A 14730-nucleotide genomic window follows, 5' to 3' on the forward strand; every position below is an offset into this window, starting at 1 on the left:
GCTTTCGCGGGCATCGTCCTGGCACGCGTCGAGCCGCGTGCCTGGTAGGGATCAACCGGCCTGCCACCCCAAGCCCAGGCTCTTTTGCAGCGACACGAAGTCCTGCAGCAGCTCCGCCTGGGCCGCCACCACATCCTGCTGCGCGGCGAATTCGCTGCGTTGGGTGTCGAGCAGATCGATCAGCGTGGCGACGCCCGCGCTGTAGCGCTGCCGGGTCAGCTCGGCGGAGCGCTCGGCATAGTCCCGCACCTGGCGCAGCCGCACCAGGTGCTCGCGCTGATGGCCGTAGCGGGACAGGGCCGTATTGGCATCCTGCAAGGCGGCCAGCACCGTGTGCGCGTACTTCGCCCGTGCCTCGTCGCGCGTCGCTTCGGCCGCGTCGATGGCGCCGCGCGTCCGCCCGAAATCCAGGATGTTCCACTGCAGATAGGGCACGCCCAGCCAGCTGAAGTTCTCCTTGCGGGTCAGGTGGCCCGGCGAGGAGGCGCTGAAACTGATGTCGCCGAACAGCGTGACCTTGGGAAAAAGATCCGCCGTGTGCTCGCCGATCTGGGCATTGGCCGATGCCAGCCGGCGTTCCGCGGCGCGGATATCGGGGCGTTGCCGCAGCATCGCAGCGGGGTCGCTGATCGTGACTTGCCCTGGAAGCGCGGGCAATGGGGCATGGGCGCCCAGCGCCTGGTCCAGCGCGCCGGGTTCGCGGCCCGTCAGTACCGCCAGCCTGTCCAGCGATTCATCGATCTGCGCTTCCAGCGGCACCAGCGTCGCGCGTGTCGTCGAGACCTGCGTGGATAGCCGGTCGATGTCCACGTCGGCCGCCGTCCCACGCGCGCGGCGTTGTTCGGTCAGGTCCAGCATGCGCTGCTGCAACTCGGCCGAGCGCTGGGCCAGGCCCAGCCTTTGCTGTTCGTCGCGCAGGCTGACGTAGGCTTGCGCCACCTCGGCCGCCAACGACACCTGCGTGTCCGCGAGGTCCGCCTGTACCGCGTCGGCCTCGGCGGACGCGGCCTCCACGGCGCGCCGCGTGCCGCCGAACAGGTCCAGTTCCCACGAGGCGTCGAAGCCCGCGGTGTAGAACTGCACGGGGCCTCGGCCCGACGAACCGCCGGAGCCGCTGCCGCCGTCCTGGCTGCCCTGGCTCAAGGCCGATAGATCGGGCGAGCGCGTGCGTACCGCGGCGCCCAGGGCATCCACGGTCGGCATGCCATTGGCCGTGGTTTGCTGCAATTGCGCACGGGACGCACGCAGCCGCGCCTGCGCGGCATGCACGTCGGGGTTGTGCGCCAGCGCCTGGTCGATCAGGGTGTCCAGTTGAGGGTCGTTCAGCGCCAGCCACCACTTGCTGATCGCGTGCCCGATGGTGACGGCGTCGCGCGGCGTGCGCACGAAGTCCGCTTGCCTTGCCGCATTCGGCGCGGCATCGGGGGCGCCGCGATAGTCCGGGCCCACCGTGCAGGCCGACAGCGCCAGGCCGCCGGCCAGGACGATCGCCGCGGCGCGCACCGGGCGGCCGCGGCCCGCGGAACGTATCGTCGGGCTCGCGGGCAAGTCGCTCGCCGTAAGCGGGATGGAAGGCATGGGGTTGCGCAGTGACATAGGCATTCAATGGCCGGCGCCGGGCGTACCGGTACCGCGCGGCGTGCGCAGCAGCAGTGCCAGCGGCACGCAGGCGAGCAGGGCCAGCGCCAGCAGGTAAAAGGTCTCGGAATAGGTCATCACGGCGGCCTGCTGCTGGATCTGCGCGGCCAATTGGCCGAGCGCCCGCATGTGCGCATACGCCATGTCGCCGGTCTGCGAGAACCAGTTGGCCGTATTCGCGGCGATACGATCCTGGCCCAGTACCGAATTGGCCGTCAGGGATTCGCGCAGCATATGGTCGTGGAAGGTATTGCGCCGGTCGATCACGATGCCGATCAGCGACAGTCCGACCGAGCCGCCGAGGTTGCGCGCCATGTTGTACAGGCCCGCCGCATCGCCGGATTCCTCGCGCGATACGGCGGCCATCGATGCCTGGTTCAGCGGCATCATCGCCAGTATCTGGCCGATCCCGCGCAGGAACTGCGAACCGTAGAAGTCATGCCCCACGCTTTGCGCCGTCAAGCCGACGTCCAACAGGCAACTGCCCGCGAACATCAGCAGGCCGCCGATTACCAGGATGCGGAAGTCCACTTTGCCCAGCAGCCGCGGCAAGAGCGGCATCATCAGGAAGGAGGGCAGCCCCGCCACCAGCATCACCGCGCCGGATTGCTGGGCGTTGTAGCCGGCGATCAGGCTGAGGAACTGCGGCACCAGGTAGGAAACCCCATACAGGCCGGCGCCCACGGCCACGACAATGAGAATGACGCTGGCGTAGCGCGGATTGCGCAGCAGGCTCAGGCGCAGGATGGGCCTGGACGCGGTCAATTGCGACACGGCGATCAACACGAAGCCGGCCAGTGTCACGAAGGTCAGCGTGACGATCATCGTGGAATCGAACCAGCGCTCGCGCTGGCCTTCCTCCAGCACCACCGTCAGGCTGCTCAGGCCGATGGCCAGGCCGACGATGCCCAGCCAGTCCGCCTTGCGGAATTCAGGCCAGCGTGGCGGTTCCGCCGGCAGGCCTCCCAACAGCAGGGCCACCAGCGCCGCGCAAACCGGCAGGTTGACCAGGAAGCACCAGGTCCAGCTGACGTTCTCGGCCAGCCAGCCGCCGACCACGGGCCCCAGCAACGGCCCGAGCAGCACGATCAGGCCGAACATCGTCATGCCGATGGGCATCTGGGCGCGCGGCAGTCGCGTGCGGATGATGGTCTGCGCGGTGGGGATCATCGCGCCGCCGGTAAACCCCTGGCCGATACGGCCGGCGATCATTTGCGGCAGGCTGTGCGAAAGACCGCACATCACGGAAAACAGGGCGAACAGCAGGGCATTGCCCAGCAGGAAGTTGCGCAGCCCGAAGACGCGCGTCAGCCAGGCCGCCAGCGGGATCATGACGATCTCCGACATCAGATAGCCGGTCGAGATCCAGGTTCCTTCGGTACCGGTCGCGCCGATGGAGCCCTGGATCTGCGGCAGGGCGGAGTTCGTGATGGAAATATCCAGCGTCGCCATGAGCGCGCCCAGCGCCCCGCCGGCGACCGCGATCCAATCGGCCGCGCTGGCGCGCGGTTCGGCGGCGGGCGAGTGCGCCGGCGTGGCCGCAGCGGAGGGCGCTTCAGCCATGGCGAGCCGCCACCTGGCTGGACGTCGGCCCGGCATTGCGCGTATCGACGTCGGCGGTTACCGACAGCCCCGGCACCAGCAGCCCGCGCGTGTCCGCATCCGCGACCACGCGGATCCGCACCGGCACGCGCTGCACGATCTTGGTGAAATTGCCGGTCGCGTTCTCCGGCGGCAACAGGGCAAACTGGGCGCCCGTGCCGGGGGAGAAGCTGTCCACCACCCCGGCCAGATCCCGGCCGGGCAGGGCATCGATGTGCAGCGTCACCGGCTGGCCCGGACGCATGCGGCCGATCTGCGTTTCCTTGAAATTCGCTTCCAGGTAGATGTCCTGGACGGGCACCACCGTCATCATGCGCGTGCCCGGTTGCACATACTGGCCCACGCGCACGGTACGGTCGCCCACATTGCCGGACAGCGTGGCGCGCACCACCGTATCCCGCAGATCCAGGTCGGCCTGGCGCGCGCTGGCCTGGGCCGCTTCCAGCTGCGCGCGCGCCTGGGCGATCTGTGCCTCGCTGACGGCGATCTGCGCCCGCGCCGCCTGGACGGCGGCCTCGTTGGCCGCCAGCGTCGCGCGCGCCTGGTCGCGCTGGTTGCTCAGGCTCGAAAGCCGTTCGCTGGTTTCCGCTCCGGTGGCGGCCAGCGGCCTGTAGCGGCGCACTTCGTCTTCGGCGTGGCTGGCGTTCAACCGCGCCACGCGTTCCTGTGCCTCGGCCTGCGTCACATTGGCATTCTGCTGGCGGATTTCCGCCTGGGCGCGCTCGATGTCGGCCTGGCGCGCATCGACCGTGGCCCGTGCCTGGTCCTGGGCCGCACGGTATTGGCGGTCATCCAGCCGCACCAGCGGGTCGCCCGCCCGGACGGCCTGGTTGTCGGCGACATAGACCTGCGTCACATAGCCGCTGACCTTGGGCGCGATGGTCACGCTGTCGGCCTGCAGGTAGGCGTCGTCGGTGCTTTCGATATAGCGTCCCACCAGCCACCAGTGGGCGCCCCAGGCAAGAGCGGCGGCGATGGCAAGCGCGCCGGCCCCCAGCAGGATGGTGCGCCGGCTGCGTGAGCGCGGCCGCGGCGCGGGCGCGCTCACGGCGGGTGCGGTGCCGACAGGTGCGGTGCCGGCGGTTGGTGTGCCGGCCGGGGCGGTCGGGGAATCTGGCGATCCTGCGGATACGGGCATGGGGCGCGTTGAATTTTGAACAAGTGGAATATTTTTATCGCGCGGAAGAAATTTATCAAGTGTTATATTTTTCCCTGACGAACAGATGACGTGCGGCGGACGACGTACCGCGGATCTCGCTCCGGGAGACAGGCATGAACGACACAAAGCGCGTCCGGCGCCCCGCCGGCAGCGGTTATGCAAGGGGCGACGAAACCCGCCTGCGCATCATCGAGGCGGCCATAGAACGCTTCGGCGAGTCGGGTTTCGGCGGCGCCTCGACGCGAGACATCGCCGCGCATGCCGGCGTCAACGCCCCGGCGTTGCAGTACTACTTCGAAAGCAAGGAAGGGCTGTATCGCGCCTGCGCCGAACATATCGCCGATAGCGCGCGCGCCGCTTTCGAGCCGGCGCTGGAGCAGGCTCGCGCCGTCCTGGCGGATGGGTCGGACACCGAAGCGCTGATCGACGCTTTCATCCGTATCCAGGACTGCATCGCCGATCGCATGTTCCGCGCGTCGTGCGGCCCGGACCAGCGGCTGTTCTTCGCGCGCGAGCAGGCCGGCCACGAACCGCCGATCGCCACCGACATCCTGCAGGAGCGCTTGCGCAAGCCGCTGAACGACATCTGCATGGCACTGGTGGCGCGCATTGCCGGCACCTCCGTCGACGACCCCAGGACCATGGTGCGCGTCTTCTCATTGCACGGACAATTATTGATATTCCACACGGCCAAGCGGGGCGCGCTCTCGCTGCTGGGATGGCAGGAAATCGACTCCGCGCGCGCGGAGCTGGTCAAGGAGACGGTGCGCGAGCAGAGCCGCACGCTGCTTCGGCTGTGGCATGCCGGCGCATCGGCGGGCATGCGCGGCAAGGCTACGGGGCGCGCCGCACGGGCACCGCGCAAAACCGCGTCGAAACGCTGATCCGTGCCGCCCGTCCGCTGCCGCGGGCCATCGAGGGCCCGCGCGCCGGGCGGTGACGCGGCGCGTTCTACAGCGCGCCGGCCGGACCGAAAAATTCGTAGCGGCTTTGCGATTCCGGCACGCCCAGCGCCGCCAGCGTTTTCTTCATGAAGGACATGAAAGGCCGGGGGCCGACGAAGTACGCGTCCAGGTCGGCGGGGAAGGGTAGCCACTGGCGCAGCTGTTCCGCGTGGGCCCGGCCCACGGCGTCGGGCCGGCGTGCCGCGCCCTCGGCGTCTTCGTAGCAGACGTAATGACGCAGGCGCGGATAGCGCGCGGCCAGCTGGTCGACGTAGTCGCCAAAGGCATGGACGTCGCCGTTGCGCGCGTAATGGATGAAGTGCACGGGCCGCTCGCCGTCGCGCAAGGCATCTTCCAGCATGGCGAGCACGGGTGTCACTCCCACGCCGGCGCTGATCAGCGCCAGCGGCCGGTCGCCTTCGCGCAGCACGAAGTCTCCCGCGGGCGGAAATACATCCAGGGTATCGCCTTCTGCGATCCGGTCGTGCAGGAAGTTCGAGGCGACGCCGCCCGGCTCCCGCTTGACGCTGATGCGGTATTGGCTGCCGTCGGGCGCGCGCGACAGCGAGTAATTGCGGCGGATCTCCTGGCCGTCGACGTCCAGCCGCAGGCCCAGATACTGGCCCGGACGATAGGCGAGCAGGGCGCCGCCATCGGCCGGACGCAGGTAGAACGACGTGATTTCGGCGCTCTCGGCGGCCTTGCGGGTCACGATGAAGGGCCGCGCGCCGCGCCAGCCGCCCGCTTCCTGTTCGCGCGCGTCATACGCGGCCGCCTCGGCCTGGATCAGCATGTCGGCCAGTTGGCGATAGGCGGCCGCCCATGCGGCGATGACTTCGTCCGTGGCAATGGCCGCGCCCAATACTTCGCGGATGGCCCGCAGCAGGCACGTCCCCACGATGGGATAGTGCTCGGGCAGGACCTGCAAGGACACGTGCTTGTTGACGATCTGCGTCGCCAGCGGCGCCAGGGCCTGGAGGCGATCGATATTGCGCGCGTACATCAGCACGCCATTGGCCAGGGCTCGCGGCTGCGCGCCGCTGGCCTGGTGCGCCTGGTTGAATAGCGGCCGTACTTCCGGATATTCGTCCAGCATGATCTTGTAGAAGTGCGTGGTCAGTGCCTCGCCGCCCGTTTCGAGCAGGGGCACGGTGGCACGGATAATGGCGAGCTGGTTCGAATCGAGCATGGCAGTGGAACTCCTTTATTGGCCCCTCGTTTCATGGCTTCCACGAAATTACGGGGTCTGTGGCTCGCGGGCGCGAGTCTGTTTTATGCAATGCAACATCCATGCCAATCCAGCCCGCCCGGCCGCCTGTCGTCCAGCCAGGAATAAGCATTAAATAAAAGAGTTTTATTGACTCTATAAATGTCAATACGAGTCATCTAAACCCGGAATTTCCGGCGGATGCGTTATGCTGGCGGCACCGGTCTTCTCCTTCGACCGGCTTATCTTCGCCCACGCGCCTTCCATGCCCGCCCGCACCCAACATCCCCTGCTTGGCGCCATCACTCCCCTGGTGGCCGATCTGGCGCGAGAGCTCGCGCCGGCAGAGCGCTATCGCCGGCTGCTGGACGCGCTGCGCGCCTTGCTGCCTTGCGATGCGATCGGCCTGCTGCGTCTGGAGGGCGACGCCCTGATTCCCCTGGCCATGGAGGGCCTTAGCCCCGACGCGATGGGCCGTCGGTTCCGCCTGGACCAGCATCCCCGCCTGCGGGCCTTGCTGGAGGCGGACGGTGCCATGCGTTTTCCGCCGGATAGCGGCCTTCCGGATCCGTACGATGGACTGGTGGCGGAGGGCGGCGAGCTGCACGTACACGATTGCATGGGATGCGTCATCGCGGTCGGTCAGCGCAAGTGGGGCCTGCTGACCCTGGACGCATTGCAGGCAGGGCGGTTTTCCGAGGAAGACCTGGGTGTGCTGGATGTCTTCGCCGGCCTGGCCGCGGCTACCGTCACCGTGGCGGCCCGTATCGAGCAACTGGCCGTCACCGCCGAGGACGAACGGCGACGGGCGGAAAGCTACCGCCTGGCGGCCGCCGAGCCATCGCGTCGCCTGACCGGCCAAAGCAGCGCTTTTCGCCGCTTGACGAAGGACGTCGAGATGGTCGCCGCCAGCGAGCTTACGGTGCTGATCACCGGCGAGACGGGGGTGGGCAAGGAATTGGTCGCGCAGGCCTTGCACGCGGGCTCGCCCAGGGCGGGCAAACCGATGATCAGCGTCAATTGCGCCGCCTTGCCGGACAACCTCATCGAAAGCGAACTCTTCGGCCATGTCCGCGGCGCATTCTCGGGCGCCGTCCAGGACCGGCGCGGCAAGTTCGAGCTGGCGCACGGCGGCACGCTGTTCCTGGACGAGGTCGGGGAATTGCCGCTCAGTGCGCAAGCCAAGCTGCTCCGGGTGTTGCAGAGCGGCCAGTTGCAGCGCGTCGGTTCCGATCGCGAGCACCAGGTCGATGTACGCCTGATCGCCGCCACCAACCGCGACCTGGCCGAGGAAGTACGTGCCCGCCGCATGCGCGCGGATTTCTATCACCGGCTCAGCGTCTACCCGCTGCGCGTGCCGCCGCTGCGCGAACGCGGCCGCGATGTATTGCTGCTGGCCGGGGCCTTCCTCGAAGAGAACCGCGCCCGCCTGGGGTTGGGCGCGGTGCGCCTGCAGCCTGAGGCGCACGCCGTCCTGCAGCACTATGGCTGGCCGGGCAATGTGCGCGAACTGGAACACGTGATCAGCCGCGGCGTGTTGAAGGCGCTGGGCCGGCATGCGGAACGGCCGCGCATCCTGACCGTTACGCCGGACGATATGGATATCGAGCAGCCTGACGCGCCGCGCGCAGGCCTGCCCGCGGCCCTGTCCGCCACGCTAGGGAATTCGCTGCCGGCCATCCTGGCGCGTCAGGCCCCCGGCGCCGATGCCTTGCCATTGCAGCAGACCCTGCAAGCCGTGGAGCAAGCCACGATCGAGTCCTGCCTGGCCCGCCACGGCAACAACTGGAGCGCCGCCGCCCGCGAACTGGGCGTGGACCGCGCCAACTTGCGCCGCCGCGCCGCGCGCCTGGGCATTCCGGTGCAGGGCAAGCCGGGACGGCCGCGCCGGGCCAAGCCGTCATCTACCGGGTCGTGACGCCGCGCGACACGCCGGCATAGGCCTCGATCGCCCGCAGGCGGCTTTCGCGCAGATCGACGATACGGGGCGGATAGCCGCAAGCCTGGCGCTGCGCATCGGACGGCGCGTGTATGGAGCGGTTATCCAGCTCCGCCAGTTCGGGCAGCCAACGGCGCAGGAAGCGTCCGTCCGGATCGAACTTGGCCGACTGCGTTTCCGGATTGAATACGCGAAAGTAGGGAACGGCATCGGTCCCCGTGGACGCGCTCCATTGCCAGCCGCCATTGTTCGACGCCAGGTCGCCGTCGATCAGGCGGGACATGAACCACGCTTCCCCTTTGCGCCAGTCCAGAAGCAGGTTCTTGCTGAGGAACATGGCGGTCATCATGCGCAGGCGGTTATGCATCCATCCGATGGCGGCCAACTGGCGCATCGCCGCGTCGATGATGGGGAAACCCGTGCGCCCCTCGTACCAGGCACGCAGGTCCTGTTGCGCCTCGCGCCAGGGGACCGCATCGGTCTCCGCCCGCATGGGGCGATGCATCGACAGCGCGGGGTGGGCCGCCAGCAGGTGCAGATAGAACTCGCGCCAGAGCAGCTCCGTGATCCAGGTGCGCGCGCCCGCGCGGCCGCTATCGATTTCGCCCTGGTTCGCCGCCAGGGCCGCGCGCAGGCAGGCGCCGGGCGAGATCACCCCGGCCGCCAGATAGGGCGACAGGCGGCTGGTCCCGTCCACGCCCGGCACGTCGCGCTTGTCCTGATAGTCGTCGAGCGATGCGTCGATAAAGGCGTCCAGCCGGCGTTGCGCGGCATCCTCGCCGGCGGGCCATAAGGCGCGTTGGTCGTCGGTGGGCGGCGGGGCATCGCCCAGCATGGCGCGCGCGTCGGGCAAGGCATCCGCCGGCGCGGGCATGGCGGCCTGCGCGCGCGGCGCCGGCGCGGGCCGGGGCGGCGCGCTCGCCAGCCGTTCCCGGCATACACGGGCATAGGGCGTGAAGACTTTGTAGCATTCGCCTTTGCCGGTCAGGATGGTGCCGGGCGGCAGCAGGGTGGCGCCATGGTGCTGCGTCCACGCGATGCCGTCCCCGGCCAGGCGCGCCGCGACGGCCTGGTCCCGGCGGCGCTCGTTCAGGCCCCATTCGGCGTTGGTGTGCACGGAACGGATATCGTGGCGGCGGCAAAAGTCGGCCAGGGCCGCGGGCGCTTCCGACCAATCCTGGACGGCGGCGAATTTCAGCGGGACGTTCAGCGCGGCCAGTCCCGTCGCCAGCGCGGCCAGGTTGCGCGACCAGAAGTCGATCTTGATCGGCGCGTCGCCGTGGCGCCGCCATTGTCCGGGCGCGGGCATGAACAGCGCGAACGCCGCGCCCTCGGAGAGGGCGGCGGAAAGTGCCGGATTATCCTGTGTGCGTAAATCGGTGCGGAACCAGATAAGCGTAGCCATGCCGGCATTGTCGCATCGGACGCGGCGCATCGCCTTGCATGTTCGGGCGCCAACCCGGGGCGCACGTCCGGCCGCGGGTCAGCGGGCAGCCGCCGTTGCGCCTTCGCCAACGGCATGCTGGCGCTCGTATACCTGCAGATTGCAGTACGACGCACGGATCAGCGGCACCGCCAGGCCATGGCGTTCGGCGCGCACGATCATGTCGCCGACGATGGCGTCCGCTTCGAGCCTGGGCATGTCCTGGCCGATATCGCGCATCATCGATGCCGCCCACGTCGACGTCTCGTCCAGCAGGCGGGCGGACAGGCGCTGCGTCTCCTCATCCCCCAGCGGGTGGCCTTCGGCGGCTGCCACGGCGCTGCATTCTTCCATGGCCTGCCGCATCAGCGCGCGGCCGTCGCGAGTGGCCAGGATATCGGCCAGCGTGCCGCGCATCAGGCAGTTCATCAAGGCGCCGGAAGCCAGCATGACCCATTTGTTCCACAAGGCCTGGTCGATGTCGGCCGCGATCGCGCGGTTGCCGGGCGAGCGCGAGATCAGCGCGTGAAAGTCCTCGGCGATGGCCCGGGCAAAGGGCGAGCGGGCGCCGACCTGCACCACATCGTTGCTGCCGAAATGCCGTATTGCGCCGTCCGGCTCCAGCATGGTGGCGATGTAGGCCACGCCGCCCAGCACGCGGTCGCGTCCATAGTGGCCGTCGAGCGCGTCATAGACCGACATGCCGTTCAGGAAGGGCAGAAGAACCGCCGGACCGCGCATGGCGGGCGCGATATCGGCGATGGCCGCATCCAGGTCATAGGTCTTGCAGCTGAGCAACACCAGGTCGTAGTCCGGCCGTACGGCATCGCGGGTCACGGTGCGAACCGGGCCCGCGTAATCGCCAAGGCTGCTCTTTACGCGCAAGCCGGTTTCCCGCAGCAGCGTGGCGCGGCGCGGCCGCACCAGGAACGTCACATCGGCGCCCGCCTGCAGCAGGCGCGCGCCGTAATAACCGCCGATAGCCCCGGCGCCGACAACAAGTATCTTCATGCGGATCTCCCGCGATGGTTGCGGGCCGTCCGGATGGCGGCGCCAGCACATGCGCGATGTGTCAGTGAATTTACTTGCATATGCCAATATCAGTCAATCCGCCTTCCAGGGCGTTCTCCCGCGTCCGGTATCATGGCCGGGATGTCACAGATGCTTAGCCCGGGTGTTTCTTCCATGGACGTTCACGCTTCCTTACGCCTCGCCACGCAATCGCGCCACGAACGCCTGGACAGCTCCTTGCGTATCGGCTCCGCGGATGCCGGCTACGCGGACTATCTGGCGTATCTTGCCGCGCTGCGGGGCTGGCTGGAGCCTGTCGAGACCGCATTGTGGGCGCGCGAATGGCCGTCCTCGCTGCAGCCCGAACTGCGCCAGCGGAAGTCCGCCCGTATCGAGCAGGATTTCGAAGCGGCACGCGGCCTCGGCGTGGTTGTGCCGCCGGTGCCGGTTTGCGGCCAACTCCCGGATATCGACCGATCCCGCGCCTACGCTTTAGGCGTGATGTATGTCATCGAAGGGTCGCAATTGGGCGGTCGCATGATGGCCAAGCGCCTGCAGCAGGCCTGGCCCGACCGGCCGTTCCATTACATGGAAGGCTACGGCCCTGAACTGGGCGCGCTGTGGAAGGCCTTCACGGCTTTCCTGCGCGATGAAGTGCGCAGCCAGCAGGAAATCGACGAAGCCGTGGCTGGCGCCTGCGATGCTTTCGACACGCTGGCCGATTGGTTGCAGCGGCAGGGCCAGTAGGCAGTGGCTCAGGGCGCGACGCCCATCTCTTTCAGCAGGGAAAACAGCCGGTCCAGTTCGTATGGCTTCTGCATGAAGGACACGCGCGCTTGCTCCGGCATGTCGCCGGGCAGCTCGACCTGGCCATAGCCGCTCGCCACGATGATGGGCAGGTGAGGGTGGCGCTGCGCCAGGCGCAATATCAGCTCTTGTCCCGGCATATCCGGCAGGCCGAGATCCACGATCGCCACGCAGACGGCCGATGCATCGCCATCCATGACCGCCAGCGCCTGGGCGGCGGTCCCGGCCTCGGCCACCCGGTAGCCATATTCGGTCAGCGCATCCGCGGTCAACTCGCGGACCAGGTCGTCGTCCTCGACGATCAGTACCCGCGCTTCGCCGGTCGCGGCGTCGACGGCGGTTGCCGTGGAAGAATCGACCGCGGTTGCCGCGAGGGAGTCTGCCGCCATGGCAAGGGAGGCATCGCCCGCCGTCTCCGGGGCCGTCGCGATCGGGACATCCGTCGCGATCGACGCATCCTTCGCGCCACCTCCGTCTACGGGATCGTCCAGGATTTCGCGCACACGTTGCGCGAGTTCGGGGAAAGTGAAGGGCTTGGGAAGCAGGGCGACCCCTGGCGGCAGCCGGCCATCGTGGCTGAGGCGGCCTTCCGCGTACGCGGATGTGTATAGCACCCGCAGCCCCGGCCTGGCCGCGCGCGCCGCTTCCGCGAGATCGCGCCCGTTCATTCCCCTGGGCAGGCCCACGTCGGTGAACAACAGTGCGATATCGTCGCGTTCGCGCAGGCATTGCAGCGCGGTCGCCGCGTCGCCCGCTTCGTGGACGGCATACCCGAGCTCCAGCAGCGCCGCGGCCGAATGCGCGCGCACGGCCTCGTCGTCCTCCACCACAAGAATGCTTTCGCCGCGCGCCGCCACGGGCGAGCCGGTGTCATGCGTCCTCTCGTGGCTGGTGACCTGGGTCGCGGTCTGGCGGGGCAGGTAGATATGGACGGCCGTGCCCTTGCCGAGGGTACTGTCTATGCCCACGTAGCCGCCCGACTGCTTGACGAAGCCGTAGACCTGGCTCAATCCCAGGCCGGTGCCCACGCCGATGTCCTTGGTGGTGAAGAAGGGCTCGAACACCTTTTCTATGACGTCTTCCGGGATGCCGACACCGGTATCCGAGATGCTGATGCGCACGTAGTCGCCCGGTGCCGCATCCACCTGCGCGGTCCGTTCGTCCAGCACCGTGTTGCGGGTCTGGATGACGATTTCCCCGCCGTCCGGCATGGCATCGCGCGAGTTCACCGCCAGATTCAGCAGGGCGCTTTCCAGCATGTGCGGATCGATGTGCGCGGGCCAGATGTCCGCCTGAAGGTCATTGCGCAGATCCACCTGTTCGCCCAGCATGCGGGTCAGCATCTCCGCCGTCGCGGCGATGAGATCGTTGACGTTGACGCTGCGCGGCTGCAGGGGCTGGCGGCGGGCGAAGGCGAGCAGGCGCTGGGTCAGCGCGGCGGCGCGCTGCGCCCCCTGCTTGGCGTGGCTGAGGGCGGTTTCGACGCGCCGGATGTCCATTGCACGCACGCCACCCGCCAATTGGCGTTCCAGGGTTTCCAGGTTGCCAAGGATGACAGTCAGGAAGTTGTTGAAATCGTGGGCAACGCCGCCGGTCAACTGGCCGAAGGCTTCCATCTTCTGGGATTGCCGCAGTTGTTCCTCGGCCTGTTCCCGCGCCGCGTCGGCGTCGGCGCGCTGGCGCATCTCCTGCAGCAGGCGCTCGTTGGTACGCAGCAGCTCGGCGGTACGCGACTGCACGATGCCTTCGAGTTCGTCGCGGGCCAGCTTGGCATCGGTGACGTCCACATTGGTGCCGCTCAGCCCCTGGAAGCGGCCGGTCTCGTCAAAGCGCGGCACGCCACGGCAGTCGAGCCAGCGCAGGCGTTGCTGTGCGTCGATCACGCGGATTTCGATCTGCAGCGCCTGCTGCCTGGCCACCGCGTTATCGAAGGCGGCCATCAGTACGGGCAGGTCCTCTCCATAGACGATACGGTGCCATCCCTGGCCCAGCATTTCGTCGCAGGAGATGCCGAACATGAATTCGTAGTGGCGATTGACGAAGATCACCCTGCCATCGACGTCGGTTTCCCAAATCAGCGCGGGAGCGGAGTCGGACAAGGCGCGAAAGCGGGCTTCGCTGTCGCGCAGGGCTTTCTCGACGCGGCGCCGCTCGTGGCGGTCTTCCGCTTCCGACAGCGCCCGCCGGGCAGCCCCGCCCAGGCGATCGAGGCGCTGCTTCAGCACATAGTCGGTGGCGCCGTTCTTCAGGGCCTTGACGGCCAGGTCTTCGCCGATAACGCCGGAAACGAAGATGAACGGCACCTCAGGCAGCTTCTGCATGGCCATGGACAAGGCTTCCCAGCCATCGATATCGGGCAGGGAAAAATCCGAGATGACCAGGCAGATATCGCCATCGTCCAAAGCACTGGCGTAAGAGCGTTTGTCATGCACACAGCGCGCCGGAATGTCGGGGAGCGCGTCCGCCAATTGATGCATCATCAATTCGGCGTCCAGGGCGTTGTCCTCCAGCAGCAGGATCAAGGCAGTTCCCGGCTGTTTGCGGGCTTGCCGTCGCGGCGGCGTGGCGGAGGGGGCTGGTTCACGATGGCCCAGAACATGCCCAGATTGCGAATCGCCTCGAAGAAGGCCGAGAATTCGACGGGCTTGACCACGAAGGAATTGACGCCGGACTGATAGCTGCGCACCAGATCCTTTTCTTCCTTGGAGGAGGTCAGCATCACGACGGGAATCTGCTTGTGGTCGTTATCCGACTTGATGCGTTCGAGGACTTCCAGTCCGTCCACCTTCGGCAACTTCAGGTCCAGCAGGATGACCGAGGGTTCGCCCAGCGGCCGGGCCGCATGGGCGCCGCGGCGATACACGTAGTCCAGGGCTTCCGCCCCATCGCGCAGCACGACGACCTCGTTGGCGATGTTGCACTGCCTGAGCGCGGTCAGCGTCAGCTCGATATCGTTCGGATTGTCTTCTACCAGCAGAATAGGCCGTAGATCTTTCATAC

11 protein-coding genes are annotated in these 14730 nt (G+C 67.7%); 3 read left to right on the forward strand and 8 right to left on the reverse strand.

Annotated features, from left to right (window positions below):
* Positions 1–51: 51 nt before the first annotated feature.
* Genes CAL28_RS13895 through CAL28_RS13905 form a run of 3 tightly spaced genes read right to left on the reverse strand, consistent with a single transcriptional unit; the run spans position 52 to position 4378 of the window.
* A complete protein-coding gene (locus tag CAL28_RS13895; protein ID WP_254926121.1) occupies positions 52–1602 on the reverse strand; it encodes an efflux transporter outer membrane subunit in 1551 nt (516 codons plus the stop codon).
* On the reverse strand, positions 1603–3201 hold the full coding sequence (locus CAL28_RS13900) for an MDR family MFS transporter (RefSeq protein ID WP_094841932.1): 1599 nt from the start codon (positions 3199–3201) through the stop codon (positions 1603–1605). It abuts the gene before it with no gap.
* Positions 3194–4378, reverse strand: a complete 1185-nt coding sequence (locus CAL28_RS13905) for an HlyD family secretion protein (protein ID WP_094841933.1) — start codon at positions 4376–4378, stop codon at positions 3194–3196. Before CAL28_RS13905 ends, CAL28_RS13900 begins: the two co-directional genes overlap by 8 nt.
* A 134-nt stretch (positions 4379–4512) precedes the next feature.
* Between CAL28_RS13905 and CAL28_RS13910 the strand changes: the two genes are divergently transcribed.
* Positions 4513–5283: a CerR family C-terminal domain-containing protein gene (locus CAL28_RS13910; RefSeq protein WP_094841934.1), complete on the forward strand. Its 771-nt coding sequence runs from the start codon at positions 4513–4515 to the stop codon at positions 5281–5283.
* 67 nt (positions 5284–5350) lie between these two features.
* Here the strand turns inward: CAL28_RS13910 and hmpA are convergent, their stop codons facing one another.
* The gene (hmpA, locus tag CAL28_RS13915; RefSeq protein ID WP_094841935.1) at positions 5351–6532 is read right to left on the reverse strand and encodes an NO-inducible flavohemoprotein; all 1182 of its coding nucleotides are present in this window, start codon (positions 6530–6532) and stop codon (positions 5351–5353) included.
* Positions 6533–6815: 283 nt separating this feature from the next.
* Here hmpA and norR point away from each other — a divergent pair, with 283 nt between their 5' ends.
* Positions 6816–8468, forward strand: coding sequence for a nitric oxide reductase transcriptional regulator NorR (norR, locus tag CAL28_RS13920; protein WP_094844604.1), 1653 nt, complete (start codon positions 6816–6818; stop codon positions 8466–8468).
* Here the strand turns inward: norR and phrB are convergent.
* Positions 8455–9894, reverse strand: a complete 1440-nt coding sequence (phrB, locus tag CAL28_RS13925; protein WP_094844605.1) for a deoxyribodipyrimidine photo-lyase — start codon at positions 9892–9894, stop codon at positions 8455–8457. The two genes, norR and phrB, sit on opposite strands and share 14 nt — an antisense overlap.
* Before the next feature lie 78 nt (positions 9895–9972).
* Positions 9973–10923, reverse strand: coding sequence for a 2-dehydropantoate 2-reductase (locus tag CAL28_RS13930; RefSeq protein WP_094841936.1), 951 nt, complete (start codon positions 10921–10923; stop codon positions 9973–9975).
* Between the two features lie 174 nt (positions 10924–11097).
* On the opposite strand from CAL28_RS13930, the gene CAL28_RS13935 reads away from it, so the two are divergent.
* Positions 11098–11670 carry a biliverdin-producing heme oxygenase gene (locus CAL28_RS13935; protein WP_254926123.1) on the forward strand — a complete coding sequence of 191 codons (573 nt, stop codon included), beginning with the start codon at positions 11098–11100 and terminating at the stop codon, positions 11668–11670.
* A gap of 8 nt (positions 11671–11678) precedes the next feature.
* On the opposite strand, the gene CAL28_RS13940 is transcribed toward CAL28_RS13935, so the two are convergent.
* Together CAL28_RS13940 and CAL28_RS13945 are read right to left on the reverse strand one after the other, a co-directional pair.
* Complete coding sequence (locus CAL28_RS13940) at positions 11679–14252, reverse strand: response regulator (RefSeq protein WP_094841938.1); 2574 nt, start codon at positions 14250–14252, stop codon at positions 11679–11681.
* Positions 14249–14728: a response regulator gene (locus CAL28_RS13945; protein ID WP_094841939.1), complete on the reverse strand. Its 480-nt coding sequence runs from the start codon at positions 14726–14728 to the stop codon at positions 14249–14251. The genes CAL28_RS13940 and CAL28_RS13945 overlap by 4 nt, the downstream gene beginning before the upstream one ends.
* Positions 14729–14730: the final 2 nt, after the last annotated feature.

It is taken from the genome of Bordetella genomosp. 11, assembly GCF_002261215.1.
Lineage (GTDB): Bacteria > Pseudomonadota > Gammaproteobacteria > Burkholderiales > Burkholderiaceae_B > Bordetella_C.